Annotated in this window: 23 protein-coding genes; 7 read left to right on the forward strand and 16 right to left on the reverse strand. The window is 35.6% G+C overall.

From position 1 onward, the window contains the following. Window positions 1–7 precede the first annotated feature (7 nt). The 6 genes from MV052_RS05655 to MV052_RS05680 all read right to left on the reverse strand — a co-directional run bounded on the left by MV052_RS05655 (window position 8) and on the right by MV052_RS05680 (window position 6,273). A complete protein-coding gene (locus MV052_RS05655; protein WP_297441796.1) occupies window positions 8–1,066 on the reverse strand; it encodes a dehypoxanthine futalosine cyclase in 1,059 nt (352 codons plus the stop codon). Continuing rightward, entirely contained in the window at window positions 1,057–3,486 is a 2,430-nt protein-coding gene (locus MV052_RS05660; protein WP_297441798.1) for a multiheme c-type cytochrome, read from the reverse strand. Before MV052_RS05660 ends, MV052_RS05655 begins: the two co-directional genes overlap by 10 nt. Before the next feature lie 6 nt (window positions 3,487–3,492). Next, entirely contained in the window at window positions 3,493–3,894 is a 402-nt protein-coding gene (gene nusB, locus MV052_RS05665; RefSeq protein ID WP_297441800.1) for a transcription antitermination factor NusB, read from the reverse strand. Next, on the reverse strand, window positions 3,894–4,358 hold the full coding sequence (ribH, locus tag MV052_RS05670) for a 6,7-dimethyl-8-ribityllumazine synthase (RefSeq protein WP_297441802.1): 465 nt from the start codon (window positions 4,356–4,358) through the stop codon (window positions 3,894–3,896). The genes nusB and ribH overlap by 1 nt, the downstream gene beginning before the upstream one ends. Window positions 4,359–4,375: 17 nt before the next feature. Next, window positions 4,376–5,170, reverse strand: a complete 795-nt coding sequence (gene kdsA, locus MV052_RS05675; RefSeq protein WP_297441804.1) for a 3-deoxy-8-phosphooctulonate synthase — start codon at window positions 5,168–5,170, stop codon at window positions 4,376–4,378. Window positions 5,171–5,385: 215 nt separating this feature from the next. Then, window positions 5,386–6,273 (reverse strand): DMT family transporter, encoded by an 888-nt coding sequence (locus tag MV052_RS05680; protein ID WP_297441805.1) that lies wholly within the window; start codon window positions 6,271–6,273, stop codon window positions 5,386–5,388. Between the two features lie 82 nt (window positions 6,274–6,355). On the opposite strand from MV052_RS05680, the gene MV052_RS05685 reads away from it, so the two are divergent. Beyond that, the gene (locus MV052_RS05685) at window positions 6,356–7,108 is read left to right on the forward strand and encodes a TerB family tellurite resistance protein (RefSeq protein ID WP_297441807.1); all 753 of its coding nucleotides are present in this window, start codon (window positions 6,356–6,358) and stop codon (window positions 7,106–7,108) included. Here the strand turns inward: MV052_RS05685 and MV052_RS05690 are convergent. Continuing rightward, on the reverse strand, window positions 7,089–7,547 hold the full coding sequence (locus MV052_RS05690; RefSeq protein ID WP_297441809.1) for a phosphoribosyltransferase family protein: 459 nt from the start codon (window positions 7,545–7,547) through the stop codon (window positions 7,089–7,091). The two genes, MV052_RS05685 and MV052_RS05690, sit on opposite strands and share 20 nt — an antisense overlap. Window positions 7,548–7,607: 60 nt before the next feature. Between MV052_RS05690 and MV052_RS05695 the strand changes: the two genes are divergently transcribed. From MV052_RS05695 to MV052_RS05705, 3 genes are all read left to right on the forward strand, one after another. Then, window positions 7,608–8,201 carry an LPP20 family lipoprotein gene (locus tag MV052_RS05695; RefSeq protein ID WP_297441811.1) on the forward strand — a complete coding sequence of 198 codons (594 nt, stop codon included), beginning with the start codon at window positions 7,608–7,610 and terminating at the stop codon, window positions 8,199–8,201. Between the two features lie 266 nt (window positions 8,202–8,467). Further along, on the forward strand, window positions 8,468–9,946 hold the full coding sequence (der, locus tag MV052_RS05700) for a ribosome biogenesis GTPase Der (protein ID WP_297441813.1): 1,479 nt from the start codon (window positions 8,468–8,470) through the stop codon (window positions 9,944–9,946). Continuing rightward, window positions 9,947–10,069 carry a hypothetical protein gene (locus tag MV052_RS05705; RefSeq protein ID WP_297441815.1) on the forward strand — a complete coding sequence of 41 codons (123 nt, stop codon included), beginning with the start codon at window positions 9,947–9,949 and terminating at the stop codon, window positions 10,067–10,069. 17 nt (window positions 10,070–10,086) lie between these two features. Here MV052_RS05705 and hemJ read toward each other — a convergent pair whose 3' ends face one another. The 3 genes from hemJ to raiA are packed head-to-tail and all read right to left on the reverse strand — an operon-like array spanning window position 10,087 to window position 11,462. Next, entirely contained in the window at window positions 10,087–10,506 is a 420-nt protein-coding gene (gene hemJ / locus MV052_RS05710; protein WP_297441817.1) for a protoporphyrinogen oxidase HemJ, read from the reverse strand. An 11-nt stretch (window positions 10,507–10,517) separates the two neighbouring features. Beyond that, window positions 10,518–11,117 (reverse strand): hypothetical protein, encoded by a 600-nt coding sequence (locus tag MV052_RS05715; RefSeq protein WP_297441819.1) that lies wholly within the window; start codon window positions 11,115–11,117, stop codon window positions 10,518–10,520. A gap of 15 nt (window positions 11,118–11,132) precedes the next feature. Then, a complete protein-coding gene (gene raiA, locus MV052_RS05720; protein ID WP_297441821.1) occupies window positions 11,133–11,462 on the reverse strand; it encodes a ribosome-associated translation inhibitor RaiA in 330 nt (109 codons plus the stop codon). A 109-nt stretch (window positions 11,463–11,571) separates the two neighbouring features. On the opposite strand from raiA, the gene trpS reads away from it, so the two are divergent. Then, window positions 11,572–12,537: a tryptophan--tRNA ligase gene (trpS, locus tag MV052_RS05725; protein ID WP_297441823.1), complete on the forward strand. Its 966-nt coding sequence runs from the start codon at window positions 11,572–11,574 to the stop codon at window positions 12,535–12,537. Between the two features lie 17 nt (window positions 12,538–12,554). Here trpS and MV052_RS05730 read toward each other — a convergent pair whose 3' ends face one another. From MV052_RS05730 to hemB, 3 genes are read right to left on the reverse strand one after another with little or no spacing between them, the layout of a single operon-like run. Beyond that, complete coding sequence (locus MV052_RS05730) at window positions 12,555–13,739, reverse strand: multiheme c-type cytochrome (RefSeq protein ID WP_297441826.1); 1,185 nt, start codon at window positions 13,737–13,739, stop codon at window positions 12,555–12,557. A gap of 3 nt (window positions 13,740–13,742) precedes the next feature. Beyond that, the gene (gene argF, locus MV052_RS05735; protein WP_297441828.1) at window positions 13,743–14,666 is read right to left on the reverse strand and encodes an ornithine carbamoyltransferase; all 924 of its coding nucleotides are present in this window, start codon (window positions 14,664–14,666) and stop codon (window positions 13,743–13,745) included. 52 nt (window positions 14,667–14,718) lie between these two features. After that, a complete protein-coding gene (hemB, locus tag MV052_RS05740; protein WP_297441830.1) occupies window positions 14,719–15,693 on the reverse strand; it encodes a porphobilinogen synthase in 975 nt (324 codons plus the stop codon). 77 nt (window positions 15,694–15,770) lie between these two features. Here hemB and ribA point away from each other — a divergent pair, with 77 nt between their 5' ends. Together ribA and MV052_RS05750 are read left to right on the forward strand one after the other, a co-directional pair. Next, entirely contained in the window at window positions 15,771–16,346 is a 576-nt protein-coding gene (ribA, locus tag MV052_RS05745; protein ID WP_297441832.1) for a GTP cyclohydrolase II, read from the forward strand. Continuing rightward, a complete protein-coding gene (locus MV052_RS05750; RefSeq protein ID WP_297441834.1) occupies window positions 16,347–18,101 on the forward strand; it encodes a GGDEF domain-containing phosphodiesterase in 1,755 nt (584 codons plus the stop codon). A 5-nt stretch (window positions 18,102–18,106) separates the two neighbouring features. Here the strand turns inward: MV052_RS05750 and MV052_RS05755 are convergent, their stop codons facing one another. From MV052_RS05755 to MV052_RS05765, 3 genes are all read right to left on the reverse strand, one after another. After that, entirely contained in the window at window positions 18,107–19,222 is a 1,116-nt protein-coding gene (locus tag MV052_RS05755; protein WP_297441836.1) for an FAD-dependent oxidoreductase, read from the reverse strand. A 12-nt stretch (window positions 19,223–19,234) separates the two neighbouring features. Beyond that, a complete protein-coding gene (locus MV052_RS05760; RefSeq protein ID WP_297441838.1) occupies window positions 19,235–19,600 on the reverse strand; it encodes a NifB/NifX family molybdenum-iron cluster-binding protein in 366 nt (121 codons plus the stop codon). A 221-nt stretch (window positions 19,601–19,821) separates the two neighbouring features. Beyond that, the coding region (locus MV052_RS05765) for a CZB domain-containing protein (RefSeq protein WP_297441840.1) at window positions 19,822–20,142 on the reverse strand (321 nt) is incomplete at its 5' end.

The raw sequence follows: 20,142 nt of genomic DNA on the forward strand, positions 1-20,142 counted from the left end.
ATTTCATCTATGCAAATATCTCTAAAGTCTCATATGCCGTATTTCTCACAGCAGCTGTCTCACCAATATCTTTTATAAGGTGTACCATCTCATCTTTTGCCATGTGATACGCTGCACCTGCAGAACTCACAACATTTTCTTCCATCATAGTCGAACCTAAATCATTTGCACCAAAACGCAGTGCCATTTGACCGATGTAAGGTCCTTGTGTAACCCATGAGCTTTGAATATTTGGTACATTATCAAGGTATAAACGAGCTACGGCAAGCAGACGCAAATAACGATTTGACGATGGTTTTTCCATATCAGGAATCAAACGCAGTAACTCTGTATTTTTCCCCTGAAAACTCCACATGATGAAGGCTCTAAAACCAGCTGTTTCATCTTGTAAATTACGTACCATATCTAAATGATTTATGATATCTTCATCACTCTCCACTGTTCCATACATCATCGTAGCTGTACTCATTATGCCAAGTTTATGTGCTTGACGGTGAACATCCACCCAAACTTCACTATCTATCTTTTTGGGAGCGATAATATCACGGACTTCATCTGAAAGTATCTCAGCACCCGCTCCTGGGATAGAAGCAAGACCTTTAGCTTTTAGGCGTGCTAGAACTTCTTGAATAGTGATACGAGAAACTTTAGCGATAAAATCAAGTTCGATAGAGCTAAATCCATGAATAGTAATAGTAGGATATTTTTGGTGGATATGTTCTACCAAATCCTCATACCACTCAATTTTTAGTTTTGGATGTACACCACCTTGAAAGAGTATCTGCGTACCACCTATTTCTAAGAGTTCATCTATCTTTGCATCTATTTCATCAAATGTAAGTACATAGGCATCTGCATCTTTTTCATGTCTATAAAAGGCACAAAACTTACAATCAACCCAACAAATATTTGTGTAGTTAATATTTCTATCAATCACAAAGGTTGTAATCCCATCAGGGTGTAGCTCTTTTTTGCGAGCACTCGCCATACGCCCAAGTTCTTTTAGATCAGCATTTTTTATCAGATCTAAAGCTTCTGCTTTTGTTAGTCTTTTCACTATTTCCATCCTCTATTTCTTGATCTAATTGATTTCCTTTTGATAAATATTTTGTAAAATATATACATCAAAAACATTCCAATAAATATACCAACTATAACTTGTACCCAAGCCGCAAGATTTAGTATCTTGCTTAATATATTCATATGCTCTTTTTTATCTATTTGAATATCAGCCATCTCTGCAATATGTGTCATTGCAGAAACTGCTAGATTACCATCAGGAATACTCTCATGACAAGCGATACAAGCACCTGCTCTATCTGTTTTATCAATTTGCTCTTTTGACAAAGGCTGTGAGAGTTTCCAGTGATGCCCTACAGTTTGGAGTTGTGTACCATTTTTATCCAAAAATTTCGAGTAATCAAAATGAAGATTAGGAATTGCTGGAATTTGCTTATCAATAATCGTTGGCATTATTTTTCCATCCGCACTCATAATGTCCACTATCGCATCAACCGAAGGATCAAAAGTTGTTCTTGACCCTGTTATACCATAGCCTAGTGCTTTTGGCGTTGCATGACAACTCTCACAACTTCTTGGCTCTTTTTGTATAGTATGTGGTTGAATTGGTGCCATATCTATAGCATTTTGTCCTTCTGCTCCAGCACCTTCAACATTTGGAATTTTAAAGATATGATTTTGCAGGAGTGCTTTTCCATCTTTTCCTATAACTGTAATCGTTGTTTGACATCCAGGAATGGTAGGAGAGATTCTTCCCTCACCATTTTGAGAGAGTGCAGGATCTTCCCAACGTAAAAAACTTCGCGTCTCTATGACTTTACCATCTACTAAATAATTTTGTAATGATTTACGCATCACTCCCGTCGTTCCATGTAAATCATGATCGTGAGAAGATTGTAAAAAATCGGGGTTTTGTTTCCCACCGCTATAGTCTATTTTTACATGACAGCCATAACATTGTGGCGCCCATGTTGCATGACAGGTATAACATTCAAGTCTATCATTATGTGCAGTAATTTTATCCATTGCTAAGAGCCCAACTTTGGATAATTTTTCTTGTTTTTTTAGTAGTTTTAATGGTTTTAAAATGACATCTTTACCACTTGCAAGATGCATTACAACTTCATTGCCTTTTTTTGTTGCATGAATAAGTGGATTTCCACGTGCAGAGAGAAGATACCCATCATCTGCTGCGTTTAGAGATCCTTGCTTGAGATATTTTGCCATTGTTTGGGTCACACCTCTGGCTTTTCCTCTCTTTGGTTTTGTTTGAAACTCATCCGAATAGCCTAAAGGTAATTCCCAAGGGTATTTTTTTGTCGTTCCATGACAATCTTGACACTCTATCTCAACAGCACCTGCATTGGCACCACTTAAAAATCCATCGCCATGCATATCATTTGAGGTATGACAATCCTGACACAACATCCCTTTTTTAAAATGCACATCACCTTGCATATGAATATATCTTTTTGTGTGAAGTTTTGGCTGAGGATTACCATGCTCATCAAAAGTCGCATTGTATGCAGTCTCCATAAGTCCTTGATATGAAACCCCTATACGCTTTCCACGGTTATGGCAAGTCGAGCATGTCTCTGTAGGGATACCTGAGTAACTTTGTCCATGTACAGTAACTTTAGTACCTCGAGAAGATTGAATCTGATGTACTAAAAGGTGCCCTTTTTCTTTATGGGAGATGCTTTTATCTCCACCTTCATAATAGCCCTCATTAGAGTAAGGAATATGACAAGCTGCACAACCAATACCGCGATAATCACCTCTTTTTTGACGTCCTTTACTTCCCGTATGACAACGTAAACACTCTTGACGAAGATAGGTATATACAGCCAATGATGGATCTTTTTCAACTTCTTCTGCTGTTGGTGCAGCTGGAAGTTCTTTCATCTCGCTTGGAAAAGCCTGCGGTTCCATTTTTGAGAGTTTTTGCATATATTCTCTATATGTTTTTGTTCCCAAACGCGTATGTATATCTTGTGGATTTTTTGTTACATAGTTCCCAACGTTGTGCTTATATCCCTCTTTAGCACCAAAGCTCCAAAGTGCTCCTTGAATTTTTCCCTGCTCTGTCATCATAAGAGAATTCATCTGTGCTGCCACTTCTTCTTTATGACACATACCACAAGTATTTTGGTTTATCCAAGTACTCCCAGGTGCTGGATAAAACTCTTTTGGACCCTCATGGGTTAAAAAGAATTTTATCGTTCCTTTATGTGCTTTAAATTTATGTCTTGTTGCCGGATTTCCCCCATGACAAACAATACAGCTGTTTTTTGGATACCCTGCCTCACTGGCTTTTTTTGCTATAGCTTTTGCCATGCCAGATTGCACATCTCGAATATGTTCAATTCCACCATGACATTTCAAACAATTGTTAGTTTTTGTAAAGCTAGATGCTCCAAACAAAAAAGTCGAAGCAAAAAGAGCAAGCAGAAGTATCTTTTTCATTTCATTTTACTTTTTGTCTTTTGATATTGCGTCTAAAACACCGTTGATAAATTTTGGAGACTGCTCTGTTCCAAATGCTTTTGTGATTTCCACTGCCTCATTAATAACAACAGCAGAATCTAGTTCACCATAAAGAATCTCAAACGCAGCTAAACGCAGTGTCGCTCTCTCAATCGCACCCAAACGTTCAAAATCCCAATCTTTCAAATGCTCAATGATGGCTTTATCAATAGCTTCAATATGTTCCATAACACCCTCATAAAGACCAAGAGCAAAATCCTTTTGTTTATTACGAATTTTTTTCTCTTCAAGTATCTCGTTTGAGTGCTCCGATGTGTTTCCGTTTCCTAAATCATATGCGTATAAAAGGCTTACAACAGCCATACGTGCTTGTTGACGAGTAGCCATTATAGTGCCTCGTATAGATCTAACATCTCTATCACAACCGTCATCGCTTCAAAGCCTTTGTTTCCTGCTTTTGTTCCAGCACGTTCAATTGATTGCTCGATAGTATCTGTTGTTAAAAGACCAAAAGATACTGGTTTTTGATACTTTAAGCTCATCGTAGCGATGCCTTTTGTAGCTTCAGCTGATACATAATCAAAATGAGGTGTAGCCCCACGGATCACTGCACCTAAAGCACAAACAGCGTCATATTTTCCACTCGCTAAGAGTTGATCTACAATCATTGGAAGCTCAAATGCACCAGGCACTAAAACATGAGTCAAGTCTGCTTCATCACCACCATGACGATCAAATGCATCTTTTGCACCTTCAACTAATCTGTCAACGATAAAATGATTCCATCTTGTACTCACTATTGCAATTTTTTTGCCGTTTACTACTTTTAACTTACCTTCTATCAAATTCATTTTACTTTTCCTTATTTTTAGTTTATTGCTTGAATTTTTTTGATTTTTTCTATGAGACTTTCTAGTTGTTCTAATCTTAGCATATTTGGACCATCGCTCAAAGCACAACTTGGGTCAAAATGTGTCTCAAAGAAAAATCCATCTACACCTATTGCTGCTGCTGCACTTGCAAGATAAGGTACCATGGAACTATCTCCACCTGTTTTTCCATTTTGAGCAGTTGGCATTTGTACCGAGTGTGTTGCATCAAAAATCACAGGAGCAAACTTTCGCATAAGCACGAGATTTCTCATATCTACGACTAAGTTTCCATACCCAAAAGTATTACCCCGCTCGCAAAGATATACTCCGTGTTTTACAGAGTTTTCATAACTTGCTTCGCTGCAACCTCTTGTTTGTAAAACTTTTAAAAGCGGATACTGCATCGCATTTGCATCCAAAAACTGACCTTTTTTGATGTTTATTTCACGGTCAGTTTTTGCACAAGCGACAAGTAAATCTGTTTGACGACACAAAAATGCGGGAATTTGCAATATATCTACAACTTCTGCCACAACTGGAACTTGAGTACTTTCATGCACATCAGTAACAATTTTATAGCCAAAGTCATCTTTGACCTTTTGTAAAATTCTTAAGCCTTCATCTATTCCAAGCCCACGAAAACTCTCTAAAGAAGTTCTATTTGCTTTATCAAAACTTGCTTTAAAATAAAAATCTATCGTTTCATCTTTTTGATATTTTTCTAAGCCTTTTGCTATTTTAAAAATATTCTCTTCACTTTCAATAACACAAGGTCCTGCTAAAAGTTTCATAATTTTTACCTAATTTGTATATTTTATCTGTTTTGTTGTATAATCTCAACAAGGCAAAGAGGGTTAAACCCTCTTTAGCTCCAAGCTGACTTTAAGTCGCCAAACTATGAAAGTCAACTTGAGGTGAAACTTTTTCATAAAGTTCCTCCTTTGTTGAGATTTTTGCCCCCAACTTTTGTTGGGAGCATATAATTATACCTTTTTCTTTTTAATCTCTACTTATCGCGCGCAACCATTACACCCGCAAAAACAATGAGTATAATGCCAAAAGTCGTGAGTAACGATGGTAATGCATCTCCTAAAAAAAGTCCAACTATAATGGAAAACAAAATATTTGTATAACTTACAGCCCCTACTATTCCTGCTTTTGTTTCTCCGTATGCTTTTGTCATAAGCACTTGAGAGAGCGTTGCAAAAAGACCCATAGCAAGGACATAAAACCAAACAATCCCTTCAGGCATAATAAACTTTCCAAGCATAAAATCAAGTTCAGGATAGTTTAAATATGGCGAAATTAAAAAGAGCAAAATCGGTCCTAGCGTTCCAACGCCCATAAAAGAAAGCACGATGGCTCTTGTGTCATAATAACTCTTGAGTTCTCGCACAGAAGTATATGCTAGTGCTGCACCGACACCACTGAATATACCCAATAAATCATACTTAGAAAAGCCTACACCACTCGGCTGAGTGATAAAAAGTATGCCCACAAAACCTACAAAAACTGCAAGCCAAGCTTTATAAGAGAGCTTTTCACTTAAAAACAACCAAGCAAAAATAGCTGTAAAAATTGGAGAGGTTTTAGAGTAAGTCATAGCATCACCTAAAGATATATGCGCGATATTGTAAAAAAAAGCAAGCAGAGCCACAAAGCCCATAAAACCTCTAAAAAAGAGCAAAAAAGGTTTGCCACCCTTATGTTTCATCGGCGTTTTAAGTACTGCTAACCCCACTAAAATTACACCTGCGATATTTCTAAAAAAAACAACTTCTAGTGAGCTCATACTCTCTGAAGCTAACTTAGCAAAAGCACCCATAATAGCGAATGTAAAGCTTGCAATAAGCATATACTGTACACCCTTGTTTAAATTCTTAAGTCTATTCATAAACGAATTGTATCATTTTTAACTCACCCTTATTTTCTTTAAGTCTGTATAATACAAAAATATTCAATTTTAAAGGAATTTTATGGGCAATCTCATAATACTCGGGCTCTTAGCCGCAGTTTTTTATTATGTATTTAAGAGCTACAATAAATATACACAATATTCACAAGAAGCATTTAAAAACTTTTCCGTCTCTTATGAGTCAATCAAGAGTAGTGATTTGGGACTTTTTGTTGCACTTGTTGCAAAAGTAGCCAAAGCTGATGGACATGTAGATGCACTTGAAGCACAACTTGTAGGCATCATGTTTGATGATATATCAAAAGTTTTTCCACAACCGCAAAAGACAAAAGATATCTTAAAACAAATATTTAATGAAGAAAAAGATAGAAGTGATGATGTGGAGCAAATCGCACATGCACTTGCCAATGCACTCAAACGCAATAAAGCACAACAAGAACAATTTATGGGATTTTTAATCCAACTAGCCTTTGCTGATGGGGAAGTAAGTCAAAGCGAAGAGGAGATTTTAGGTATTATAGCTGAAGCATTTGCATTTGATCCACAAAAATATCATGCTATTTTTGACCAGTTTGAACAGATGATGAAAAATGTCCAACCTAAAGCAACACTTGAAGATGCATACAAAGTGCTGGGTGTAACAAAAAATGATGATATGAATACTATCAAAAAAGCTTATCGTAAACTTGTTCGCGAGTATCACCCTGATATTATTAAGTCACAAAACAAAGGAGAAGCCTATATGAAAGAGGCAACAGCCAAAACACAAGAGATCAATCAAGCATATGAGATGATTAAGAAGGCGAGAGGCTAAAGTCTTTCTCCCAAAAAAATTCTATCCATGCATTTGCCTCATTGATCCAATAATCAGGTTCATACATGGAAGTTTTTTTATAAAACAATGCGCAAGACTGAAACTCAATCTCTTGAAAATTCTCTTTTAAATAGCGCATTATATACGCAAAAGTCTCACCACTATCAGCGATATCATCTACCACTAAAACTTTTTTTACCGAGTGGTGAAATGCACACTCTCCAAAAAGAAAGAGTTCACTGCGTTTACAATCATCATCATAAAGCTCTGTTCTTATACTCTGCACATCGCGAATATCTAAACCTTCTGCCATCGCATGAGAAAGGCTCATCCCACCTCTAGCAATTGCCAATATTGCATCTGCTTTGAATGCTTTTGTATTAACTATTAATTTATTCGTATCTTTTTTAAAATTTTCGTATGAATAATATTGTTTCAATTGGAACCCTGTTTTTTTATGCTATTATAATATAAACAAAAACAATTCAAGGTGAAAATAATGATAAAACTCATAAAAAACTTAGCACTCATAGCTGTTGTGACAGCCTCAATAACGGCATGTAGTGATAAAGAGCCTGAGAGTAAAAAATACAATCCTACATTTAGCTGTCAACAAGAAGGTGTAGATGCACCAAGATGGACCTGTATTCCTGAAGTTGAAGGCTATTATGCAGGCGTTGGTGTTGCTGAAAAAAGTGCTGCAGGTATCGCTCACATGAGAAAAGTAGCCCTTATGAACGGGCGTTCTGATTTAGCACAACAGATAGAAACAAAAGTCAAAGATAAAATGGAAGGTTTTACCCGAGCAACGGGTAATGGCTCAGCTGAAACAGTTGACAAAGTAACAACAGCGGTTACAAAACAGGTTGCAAAAGTTGACTTAAAAGGTTCAAAAGCTATGGATATGTGGAATGCACCATCTGGTGCTATTTACATGCTTGTCACAGTTCCTGAGGCCAATGTAAATGAAGCTGTAAAAAATGCTTACAATAAAGCAGTTGATTCAAGTTTCAATAATGATAATGCATTATGGCAACAATTTAAGTCCAAGCAAGCACTAGAGAGTTTAGATAAAGAGTTCCCTACAGAATAACTCTTTCTTTTATTAAAGTAATGGCACTCTAAACTCCCTCGAGCACGGTAAATCAAAACTCAAGTCATTCTCAGCTTGACTGGGAATCTAGCTTATAATTTCATATAAACTAGACCCTGAATCAAGTTCAGGGTGACTTTAGTTTTGAAGTTATCTTAGTTCTGATTTACCGTGTCCCTTGTGAGTGTCATTTAACTATCTCCGTTTATTTAGCTATAATTTCAAATAAATTCAATACTCTTTCATAAGTTATACAAGGTTCATAAATGAAAAAAATCGCCATTATTGGTCGTCCAAATGTTGGAAAAAGCTCTCTTTTTAATCGTCTTATCAAAAGACGTGACGCAATTACTTCTGATTTAGCGGGAACAACGCGTGACGTTAAACGTAAAACAGCTGTCATTATTGATAAAGAAGCAGAGCTTTTAGATACTGGTGGTCTCGACAAAGGCTGTGAGCTTTTTGACAAGATCAAAGAAATGTCTCTCAAAGCCGCTTACAAAGCAGATATCATACTTTATATGGTTGATGGAAAGGGTCTTCCTGAAGACGAAGATAAAAAACTTTTTTATGAACTTCAAGCAATGGGTAAAGATATCGCCCTAGTGGTCAATAAAATTGACAATGACAAAATGAAAGAAAAACTTTGGGAATTTTATGAATTTGGCACTGATGCTATCTTTGGAATCTCAGTATCTCATAATAGAAATACCGTTGAGCTACTTGATTGGATACATGATAAACTCCCAGATGCTGACCTCATTAAAGATGAAGAAGAAGATGTCCAAATCATTAGTGAACCAGAAGAAGAACTGGGTGATGAAGAGTTTTTTGCTCAATATAGTAGTGATGAAGAAGAGGATGACGGTTACATCTATTGGGATGAAGAAGAGGTAGAAGACAATTCTATTTTTGCACAAAATGACCGTATTAAAGAGTTCGATGAAAATGATATTAATCATATTAAAATAGCAATTATTGGTCGTACAAATGTCGGTAAAAGCTCACTACTCAATGCCCTTCTTGGAGAAGAACGCTCCGTTGTAAGTTCTGTAGCAGGAACAACAATCGACCCTATTGATGAGACGATAGACTACAAAGACAAACAACTAACATTTGTTGATACAGCAGGTCTCAGGCGTCGCGGAAAGATAGTGGGGATTGAAAAATTTGCACTTATGCGAACAAAAGAGATGCTTGAAAATGCAAATATGGCTTTAGTTGTTTTAGATGCAAGTGAGCCTTTTTTAGACCTTGATGAAAAAATTGCTGGGCTTGTAGATCAAAATAGGCTTGCTTGTATTATCGTTTTAAATAAATGGGATATTGCAAAAAGAGAAGATCACGATAAAATTCTTAAAGAAGTACGTGATAGATTCAAGTTTCTTGCCTATGCTCCCATCATTACACTCTCCGCACAAACACATCAAAGAGTTGATAAACTCCATGACATGATTTTAGAGATAAATGAAAACTACTCACAAAGAATTACAACTTCACAACTCAATGAAGTGCTTGAGCGTGCACTTCGCCGTCATACTCTTCCTAGTATGCATGGTCAAGTTATCCGTATCTATTATGCAACACAATATGAAACAAGACCTCCAAAGATAGCCATAGTAATGAACAAACCAAAAGGTCTTCACTTTACATACAGACGTTACCTCACCAACAAGCTTCGTGAAGCCTTTAACTTTGCAGGAACACCTTTACTTTTTAAAGCTAAAAAACGTGGAGACAAATAAATGACCTATGCTCTTGCTACAACATTTTTACTTGGTGGGATTGGACTTACAGCTCTGAGTCTTTATTTTTATAAGAAAATGAAAAAAGAAGAAGAAGAAGAAGAAAAAAATAATTCTAAATAAGATGAGCTAATCTCATCTTAAAATGGTTTAAAAACCACCATAGCCACAATGAAAAGCATAAGTATTGTTGGTACTTCATTATAGATTCTAAAAAACTTTCCACTTCTTGTAGATCTATCTTCTAAGAACTCTATTCTCAATTTATTTAATGAATAAAAATAAATAATTAAAAAAAATACAAACAAAAGTTTCGCATGTAACCAAGCACCATCAAAACCTATTTCATAAATAAGCCCTGAACCACTGAGTATCGTCGCCCACATTGCAGGAACTCCAATATATTTAAAAAGTTTCATCTCTTGAATCTTTGCAACTTCTACAAAACCGCTATTTCGAATATTTTCTGCGTGATAAACAAAAAGACGAGGAAGATAAAAGAGTACAGCAAACCAAGAGATAAACGAGATAACATGAAACCATAAAAGCCAATTATACATATATTAATTTCCTAAAAATTTGTTTCTACATAGACATTAAGATAGTTTGATCCACCATGCCTTACATTGTTGATGAGTCCAAAGATGCCTGAACGATGCTTAATCAACACACCAACATAAGTTTGATCCAATGTTTTAACTCCACTGAGAAGTCCAAAATTAAAATCTGCGCTAATGTCAAGATAGTTTAAAAAATGAGAATTGTTATCCCCATACGACACTGCGTCTTCACGTTCTACAGCTAAGACTCCACTTGTATATGAAAGACCTTCTCCAAAACCTATTCTTGCTCTATTGTCTAAAAAGTCTATATTCCAAAAAGCTTTAAGATAGATTGTCATCTCATATATATTATCTTTGCCCGCTCCTTGTGTAAAATTAGACAAACCAGAGCGTAAATAAATATCAAAAGAAGAACCTTTGAAAGATTCAGCCAAAAGATAACCAGCGTCAAGAGAATACACCTTATCTTCGTTCTTAAACTTCCCAATACTTCCCGTAAGAATTTCACCAAGATCATAATTGCTTGCTTTTCCTTGAGCTAAACGCAGTGAATACTTACTCGATGCTAGGAGGTTAAATGCTATCAACAGTAGTAAAATTACTTTCAACTCTATCCCTACTATTTATGCGTCTAAAGTTTCTAAATTTTTAATAGAAGTGTTATGATGATCCGTCACTTTATCATGCAAACGGCGTAGTGCTTTAGAAGCACGATCAACTGCTATATCAATAGCAGCATCAAGAACATCATCTTCTTGAGTGATAATGATAGGCTGTGCATGCGCAACATGAATCTCAAACTCTACCAAAACACCTTTTTTTTCTGCTGTAATCATACATTTTACACTTGTAATATCTAAACTATATTTTCTAAACACTTCAACAGCATTTTCAATGTGAGCTTTTGTAGCATCAGTTAACGTAATATCTTTTGAACGAATTTGTAAGTTCACAACAAGTCCTTTGTTTTAAAGCAAAATTTGCTTCGTATATTTAAGTTACATAATAACAAAATAAAGCTGAGATGGGTATAATACGCCAAAAAAAATAGGAAATAATTTCATGAGAGTATTAACTGGGATTCAACCTTCAGGTGACTTGCATATAGGAAACTACTTTGGCTCAATTAAACAAATGGTTGATGCACAAAAAGCAAATGATACTTTTGCATTTATTGCAAATTATCATGCAATGAGTAGTGGGAATGGTGGACCAAGACTTGCAGAGCTTACGATGCAAACAGCAACAGATTTTTTGGCACTTGGCATTGATCCTGACAAATCTACTTTTTGGGTACAATCAGATGTAAAAGATGTACTTGAACTCTACTGGGTACTCTCTGCCTTTACTCCGATGGGACTACTTGAGCGTGCCCATAGCTATAAAGATAAAACGGCTAAAGGCATCGCAGCCAACCATTCCCTCTTCTCCTATCCTGTTTTAATGGCAGCAGATATTTTACTCTATTCTCCTGATATTGTTCCAGTTGGAAAAGATCAAATTCAACATGTTGAAATTGCAAGAGATATTGCAATAAAATTCAACAATGAATATGGAGATATTTTTAAACTACCTGAATTTAAAATTGAAGAAAATGTTGCCACTGTTCCTGGAACTAATGGACAAAAAATGTCTAAAAGTTACAACAATACTGTAAATATCTTCGGTGAAGAGAAGAAGCAACTTAAAACAATTAAAAAAATTGTTACAGAAGCTATTCCACTTGAAGAGCCAAAAGAGTATGAAAATTGTAATGTTTACAATATGGCGAAACTCTTTTTAAATGAAAATGAATGCAGAGATTTACAAGAGCGTTACAAACGTGGAGGGGAAGGACATGGACACTTTAAGCTCTACTTACATGATGTAATTTGGGAATATTTCAAACCATATAGAGAAAAAAGAGAGTATTATGCATCTCACCAAGAAGAGGTTAGAGAAATTCTCAATGCAGGTGCTCAAAAAACTAAAGAGATAGCTTCCCCTATGATTGAAAAGATAAGAAGTGCAACTGGAATAAGCTACTAAGTAAGATATTTTATATCTTACTTGAGACTGATAGAACTTGTTGTGATAAAACTTTTTTTAGACCATATTTCATCTTTAAGATCCAAAAGTGTACGGACTTCTTTATTTACAAGACGATAATACAAACTTACCTCTACACTATTTGCATCCTTAAATAAGGCTACTTTTACCACTTTTTTTCCGTGTGCTCTTACACTTTCATCTTTACTTTGACTTGTAGCAAGATGTGGAATCGTCGGTTTATTTCTTTTTCGCATATAGCGTCTTGTCAATGAAATTGATTCCTCTTTTAAAATAGTAAAACCTTTTTTATAAGTCACGTCTAAAACCAGCTCCCTTGAACCAAATCCACTTGGTATATTATGAGGCTGAGGATTAAGAATAGTTATCTCTAGCTTATTATGTACTTTTTTCAGTTTTAGTGCAAGTGCATCTTTCCACATACGAGCAGTATGTCCACCTTTAAAACCATGATGACGCACCATACGCATTTTTTCTTTGCCATTAAATTGATACGTTGCAGCAACATCACGTCTTTTTTTACCCATATGACAATCTACGCAACTTTTTTTGCCAACAAATTCACTCTGCATATCTGTAAAAACTAGACCACCTAAAGCTCTATCATTTGCATGACATACAAAACAAAGTTTATTTGGATTTTCATTCATAAACTCGTGAGAGATTACTTTGTGATAAGGAGATTTTGCATCTCTGTAAGGACCTGTCATTACACCTGAAGCTGTCCATTCTACTCTGTTGATACCACGTTTTGTTTTATCATATTCATCATGAATCTTAGCGATACTATGACAAACAACACAGTTTATCCCCTCACTAATGGCCTTAGAATTAACCGCTTGTTCAACTTCATCGCCTTTTGTAAGTCCCATAACCGCGGCAATGTCATAATCTTCATCTGTTGTTGTGACACTTATACGCGGATTATGGCAAGTTGCACACTGTACTTTTACTGCGTTTAGACTTTTTCTACTTTTACGGCTAACATACTTAAGACTCTTTGCAAAGTACTCATCTTTAGCAAAATGACTTTTAGAGTGCCAAGAGTTTTCCCACTCTTCTACTATTCGTTTATGACAAACCTTACATTTAGTAGAACTCTCAAATCGCTCTCCTACTTTTACAACTTCTGCTCCAAAGAGCATATTAAACGCAATGATAAAAAGTAAGAAGAGTTTCATCACTTAGTCCTTGTGTTGATTAAGCCAAACCATCAAACCTTTTTGGGCATGGAGTCTATTTTCTGCTTCACTAAAAACAATATCTGCATTGTCTTCAAATAACTCTTCACTCACTTCTTGTCCACGATAGGCTGGAAGACAGTGCAAAAATTTTGCATCTTTTCGTGCTAAGCACATCGTAAGTCCATCCACCATAAAACCATCAAAATCTTTTATACGTTGTTCTTTTTCTTCTTCTTGTCCCATAGAAGCCCAAGTATCTGTTGTAACAACTGTGGCACTGCATACTGCTTCTTTAGGATCATTCATCACTTTAATGATAGCCCCGCTTTCTTTAGCAATATCTAGGGCATCACGTAAAACAGCTTCATCAACTTCATAACCTTTTGGTGTTGCTATACGAAGTTCAAATCCAAGTTTAGCAGCAAGCATCAACCAAGAATTTGTCATATTATTTCCATCACCAATGTAAGCGACAATAGCATCCTCTGCTATACCATACTCTATCATTGTCATATAGTCAGCTAAAAGCTGTACAGGATGATACGTATCTGTCAGTCCATTAATCACAGGAACTTTTGAATACGATGCAAACTCTTCTATCATAGAGTGTTCATAGGTACGTATCATCACCATATCACACATACTTGAGATAACTCTTGCTGTATCTTTTACAGGTTCACCTCTACCTAAATGAATATCACGGTTTGAGAGAAAAAGTGCATGCCCTCCAAGCTGAAACATACCCGTTTCAAAACTAACACGCGTTCTTGTCGAACTCTTTTCAAATATCATAGCAAGCGTCTGCATCTCAAGCTCTTTCTTAAAAACACCTGCTTTTAAATCTTTTTTTATTTCTAAACCAATATCAATAATTTCTAAAATCTCTTCTTTTGTAAAATCTTTGAGTGTTAAAAAATGTCTCACTGTAAATCCCTAGTTTTTGTTTATAAGCTATTTTAATATACTTTTCTTTAAATTAGCTATTATTTAGCATTTTGGCAACTTCTTTTGCATGGTATGAGATGATTATGTCTGCACCTGCGCGTTTAAAGCCTATCATAGTCTCCATAACAACTCTATCATAATCTATTAAGTCATTCATTCCAGCAAATTTCAACATCGCATATTCGCCACTTACATTATAAACAGCCATAGGAAGCGTAGTCGCATCTTTAATCTCCCGCACAATATCAAGATAGGCAAGAGCAGGTTTCACCATCAAGATATCTGCGCCTTGTGCTTCATCACTAATACTTTCAGCAATGGCTTCACGACGATTTGCAGGGTCCATTTGATATGATGCACGATCTCCAAAACTAGGGCTTGATTCAGCCACATCACGAAATGGCCCATAATATCCACTAGAAAATTTTGTAGAGTACGCCATAATCGGAAGATTTTCATATCCTGCTCCATCAAGTGCAGTTCTGAGTGTTTGGATGATACCATCCATCATTCCAGAAGGTGCTATCATATCTGCACCAGCTTTTGCATGAATAATCGCTTGTTGTCCTGAGATATCTAGGGTCGCATCATTATCGACTGTTTCATGCTCTTCATCAATAATACCGCAATGCCCATGGTCCGTATACTCACAAAAACATAAATCTGTTACAACAAACATATCAGGATGTGCTTGTTTGATCGCTCTAATAGCAGAGGCAATAATCCCATGTTCACACAAAGCATCACTCCCAATAGAATCTTTCACATCAGGAATCCCAAAAAGGATAACAGAGTAGATACCAAGCTCTTTTAAATCAGCACACTCTTTGATAACCTCATCTATACTCATTTGAAAAACACCTGGCATAGAAGCTACTTCTGTTTTAATCCCCTCTCCACTACGCACGAACAATGGGTATATGAAATCATCTGTACTTACATGAGTCTCACGAACTAAAGCACGAAGATGCTTATTTAAACGAGTTCTACGAAATCTTTGAAACATTTTTAAACCTTTACTTTATTAATCTTTTGTATAATAAACTTTTTAGACAAATATTTTACCATTTAAAGATTAAATTAATGAATATAAACATTTCTGAAGTAGCAAATTTACCATCAAGGTTTGGTAATTTTAATGTACAATCCTTTAAAGAAGGGCAAAAAGAACACCTTGTTATCTCTGCAAAAGAGCTAAGTGATGTACCCATAGTACGTGTACACTCTGAATGTCTTACAGGCGATGCCATTGGGAGCTTGAAGTGTGACTGTCGTGACCAGTTAGAGTATGGGCTAAAGATGGCAAATGAGACCGGAGGTATGGTTATCTACCTTCGTCAAGAAGGGCGTGATATCGGGCTTTTAAATAAAATAAACGCGTATGCCCTACAAGACAAAGGTTTCAATACAGTCGAAGCAAATCACCAACTCGGATTCGCAGCAGATGAGAGAACTTATGAAATTGTTACTTTTATACTCAATCACTACAATATTAAAAAGATAAAACTTTTAACAAATAATCCAGACAAGATTAATTCTATCAGTGATATCGAGATTATCGAACGTGTACCAATAGTAATGGAGTCAAATATACATAATGAAAACTATCTTGATGTCAAACGTGATGAAATGGGTCATATGCTACCAAAGGACAGATAGATGCCTATAAACATCAAAGATGATGACTTAGAGACTGCTCTTAAAAAATTAAAAGTAAGAGAGAACAATTTTCAAATTCTTGAAAAATTAAATAATTTAGGCAGTTGGGAAGTTGATCTAAAAACACATAAGTCTATCTGGTCTAAAAATAGTTACCTTCTGTATGGCTATGAACCTTTTTCTTTTGAACCTACAATGGATATATTTTTTATGCATCTTATTCCAGAAGATGTTGAACGTGCAAAAATGAAACTCCAAGAACTTATCAAAAGTAAAGAACCTGGAACTTTTGAAGGAAAAATGAAACTTAACTCAGGAAAAATTTTAGATATTGTTGTAAATGCACAAATACTTTATGATGAAAATGGTGAAGCATCCAAGCTTATAGGAACTACCCAAGACGTCACTCAAAGAGTGAAAAATGAAAAACTTTTACATGAGAGTTCTTTAGAGCTCAAGCATCAAGCACATCATGATGTTCTAACGGAGCTTCCAAACAGAGCACTTTTTAAAGATAGGCTTGAGCGTTCCATTCTTGCACATAAACGCAGTCAGGGGAAGTTTGCTCTTTTATTTATTGATCTTGATCATTTTAAAGACATCAATGATTCTTTAGGTCATCATATCGGTGATGAAGTTCTCAAAGAAGCAAGTATCAGGCTCAAAAAATCTATTCGTGAAAATGACACACTTGCCCGTTTGGGTGGTGATGAGTTTACCATCATTCTCAACGATATAAAAACAGTACAAAGTGCTGAAAAAGTTGCTAAAAAAATTATCAATAAAATGCATAAACCTTTTTCTATTTCAACCCTGCATTTACATATCACCGCAAGCATTGGTATAGCCATCTATCCAGATGATGCCACCGATGAGAACAGTCTCATCAAATATGCCGATGCTGCAATGTACAAAGCAAAAGAAAATGGTCGTAACTCTTACATGCTTTACAAAAGAAATATGACAGCCTCTGTATACAAAAGAGTGATACTAGAAAACAGCCTAAGAATTGCCATAAAAGAGGAACAGTTTGTTGTCTATTTTCAACCCCAATACTTAGGAGAGACAGACACTCTCATAGGTACTGAAGCACTTGTAAGATGGAAGCATAGTGAACTAGGTCTCATCCCCCCAAATGATTTTATACCACTTGCAGAAGATTTAAATCTTATTGTTGAGATTGATAGGATTGTCATGAAAAAAGCCATCAAGCAATATGCGAGATGGTATAAAGCAGGCTTCAATCCAGGGAAGCTTTCACTCAATCTTTCAATGAAACAACTTAATGAAGCTGACTTTATTAACTACCTATTGCTCATACTCCAAAGATATAAATTTGACAAAAACAAACTTGAACTTGAAGTCACCGAAACACAAGTAATGCAAAACCCTGAACTCTCTATAAAAAAACTGCAACTCATAAGTGATTTGGGAATTGACATTGTTATGGATGATTTTGGAACGGGCTACTCTTCACTCTCTTATCTTAAAAAATTACCACTGAACAAACTAAAGATAGACCAATCATTTGTGCGTGACATACCAAATGATGAAGATGATATGACCATTACAAAAACCATCATCGCTATGGGAAAAGCTTTTAATCTCAAACTCATCGCAGAAGGCGTTGAGACACTTGAACAAAAAGAGTTTTTGCTCCAAAATGGTTGTGAAGCCATACAAGGGTATTTGTATTCTAAACCAATTCCTCCAGAGGAAATGACTACCTTGTTAGAAACAATCAAAAAGACTTAGACTTATTAAATTTTCAACTTTAAGGAAATCTTATAATACTGCTCAATTGCTTTTTTTCCTAAATAACCAAGAAGTCCATCTACTTTTATAAAAGATGCGGTTGCAATGGCAAACTTTCCACCAAGAGCTATTGCCAAACCATATATTTTTATATCGGCCTTTATTAAGGGTTTGTTATTAATACAACGCATGATATTTTCTGCTGCGACAACACCACTCTGTTCTGCTGTTTGTGCTGTTTGTGGTAAAGATTTTCCATCTCTATCTTCTAACAAAGCACAATCTCCAGCAGCAAAAATATTTTTGTATAGGCGTAAGTACGCATCTACTTTAAGAAGGTTTTTCTCTTTTGGAAAATAAAGCTTTTCTATGAAATCGTGTGCTGACAAACCAACTGCTACAACTCCAAAATCAAATGCTATTGTTTCATTTTCAAAATATACTTTATTGTTTTGCACCTTTGTAACCATTTTTTTTATGATATGTATCCCCATATCTTGTAGTGTATCAAGTGCTTTTTCTCGAGATGTTTCATCGAGTTCTGTTAAAAAGAGATCGGCTATCAAAGAGATCTTCACCTCTTCCTTTAAATTTGACTCATTGATATAGTTTTGCATCTCCGCTGCAATCTCTACACCACTAGAACCTCCACCAATAACAATAATGTTACTTAATTGTTGCTCTTTTTGAAAATGTTTGACAATTGTATTTTCAAAATGCTGTTTCAAATACAAGGCATTTGATAAATTTTTCACTTCATAAAGCTTTTCATGCTTCAAAAGAGATGGCAAAAATGTTTGCACTCCTACTGCTACAAGAAGATAATCAAAACAGTACTCTCCTCCTCTGCAGATTACTTTTGTCTCTTGTATATTTATTATTTCATCTTGAATAAATTGAAACCTTTTATCTATCCCTTGCACAAGTCTATCCAAAGGAATAATAATATCCTCAAGTGAAAGCTGTAAAGCAACAAGGTTGTAACTCTCAGTTTGTAAATAGTGGTAGCGATTTTTATCTATAAGTGTAACATCCAAAAAATCATTATGAGCAAAAGTCTCTAAAGCTTTAATGCCACCATATCCACCACCAAGAACAAGAACCTGTTTTTTACTCTTCATTATAGACCCTCTTTAATGTGCCGAGCATGTACCTTCATCAGCAATTTTTTTGAGCTGCTTAGAAGAAAATTCTACTATACTCTGCTCAACTGTCGGTGATTCAGCATCGAAGTAGACATCGAGTCCAGCCTCAGCAAACTTTGCAGCAGGAGAAGTCCCTATGCCTGAAACAACTAAGGCGTCGGGTTGTAAATCCATTATATTGGCAACTGCATTACCACATGCACCACCAGAATGACCTGGGTTTTCAATAACTTCAACATCTTTAATACTATTATCTTCCAAAGTTACAACCGTATAAAACTTTGCTTTACCAAAGTGCGCACCTCTTTTGGAAAGATAACCCATATTTTCATCTGTTGGATACACTACTTTCATATTTTTTCCCTTTTATTGGTTTCTACTGCACTCTTGTGCATGTTACAACCATGCTTTCATAAGAAGGTCTAAAGAAAAGACACTTCCTAAAAAAACCGACTATCCAAATGTTTCACTCAAATCAACAGCACCTTCATCTGAATAATACTCTCTATATCTTGAATAGTACATTAAAAACAGTGGCAAAATATATCACAAAAGTTGCTATACGGTAAACTCTATCAAGAAAATTTAGATTCATTTAAAGCGCTGAGTCTTCTTTGTGATTTCTCTAGAATACAGAGAAGTTTTTGAGTGGTTTCGTTTAGCTCCGCATAATACAGCTTTGCTTTATCAAGTTCAAGAGGATCTATTTTAGAAGAAGCAAATAATTTAGAAAACAATCCCTTCTCTTTTTTTTCGCTAAAAAATATTTTGTATATTCTTGCATATTCTAGATGCCAAGTCTCGTGAATTGCATCAAGTTCACTATAAAACTGTGAACCTAAAAGAGACTCAAGATGATACTTTTCATCATAAAGCCACTGACCAACATCACACTG

Source organism: Sulfurimonas sp. (assembly GCF_026988655.1).
Lineage (GTDB): Bacteria > Campylobacterota > Campylobacteria > Campylobacterales > Sulfurimonadaceae > Sulfurimonas.

Coding starts and splice junctions, on each gene's coding strand:
- MV052_RS05655 (WP_297441796.1), bottom strand. CDS start 1,066: ATGGAAATAGTGAAAAGACTAACAAAAGCAGAAGCTTTAGATCTGATA.
- MV052_RS05660 (WP_297441798.1), bottom strand. CDS start 3,486: ATGAAAAAGATACTTCTGCTTGCTCTTTTTGCTTCGACTTTTTTGTTT.
- nusB (WP_297441800.1), bottom strand. CDS start 3,894: ATGGCTACTCGTCAACAAGCACGTATGGCTGTTGTAAGCCTTTTATAC.
- ribH (WP_297441802.1), bottom strand. CDS start 4,358: ATGAATTTGATAGAAGGTAAGTTAAAAGTAGTAAACGGCAAAAAAATT.
- kdsA (WP_297441804.1), bottom strand. CDS start 5,170: ATGAAACTTTTAGCAGGACCTTGTGTTATTGAAAGTGAAGAGAATATT.
- MV052_RS05680 (WP_297441805.1), bottom strand. CDS start 6,273: ATGAATAGACTTAAGAATTTAAACAAGGGTGTACAGTATATGCTTATT.
- MV052_RS05685 (WP_297441807.1), top strand. CDS start 6,356: ATGGGCAATCTCATAATACTCGGGCTCTTAGCCGCAGTTTTTTATTAT.
- MV052_RS05695 (WP_297441811.1), top strand. CDS start 7,608: ATGATAAAACTCATAAAAAACTTAGCACTCATAGCTGTTGTGACAGCC.
- der (WP_297441813.1), top strand. CDS start 8,468: ATGAAAAAAATCGCCATTATTGGTCGTCCAAATGTTGGAAAAAGCTCT.
- MV052_RS05705 (WP_297441815.1), top strand. CDS start 9,947: ATGACCTATGCTCTTGCTACAACATTTTTACTTGGTGGGATTGGACTT.
- hemJ (WP_297441817.1), bottom strand. CDS start 10,506: ATGTATAATTGGCTTTTATGGTTTCATGTTATCTCGTTTATCTCTTGG.
- trpS (WP_297441823.1), top strand. CDS start 11,572: ATGAGAGTATTAACTGGGATTCAACCTTCAGGTGACTTGCATATAGGA.
- MV052_RS05730 (WP_297441826.1), bottom strand. CDS start 13,739: ATGAAACTCTTCTTACTTTTTATCATTGCGTTTAATATGCTCTTTGGA.
- hemB (WP_297441830.1), bottom strand. CDS start 15,693: ATGTTTCAAAGATTTCGTAGAACTCGTTTAAATAAGCATCTTCGTGCT.
- ribA (WP_297441832.1), top strand. CDS start 15,771: ATGAATATAAACATTTCTGAAGTAGCAAATTTACCATCAAGGTTTGGT.
- MV052_RS05750 (WP_297441834.1), top strand. CDS start 16,347: ATGCCTATAAACATCAAAGATGATGACTTAGAGACTGCTCTTAAAAAA.
- MV052_RS05755 (WP_297441836.1), bottom strand. CDS start 19,222: ATGAAGAGTAAAAAACAGGTTCTTGTTCTTGGTGGTGGATATGGTGGC.
- MV052_RS05760 (WP_297441838.1), bottom strand. CDS start 19,600: ATGAAAGTAGTGTATCCAACAGATGAAAATATGGGTTATCTTTCCAAA.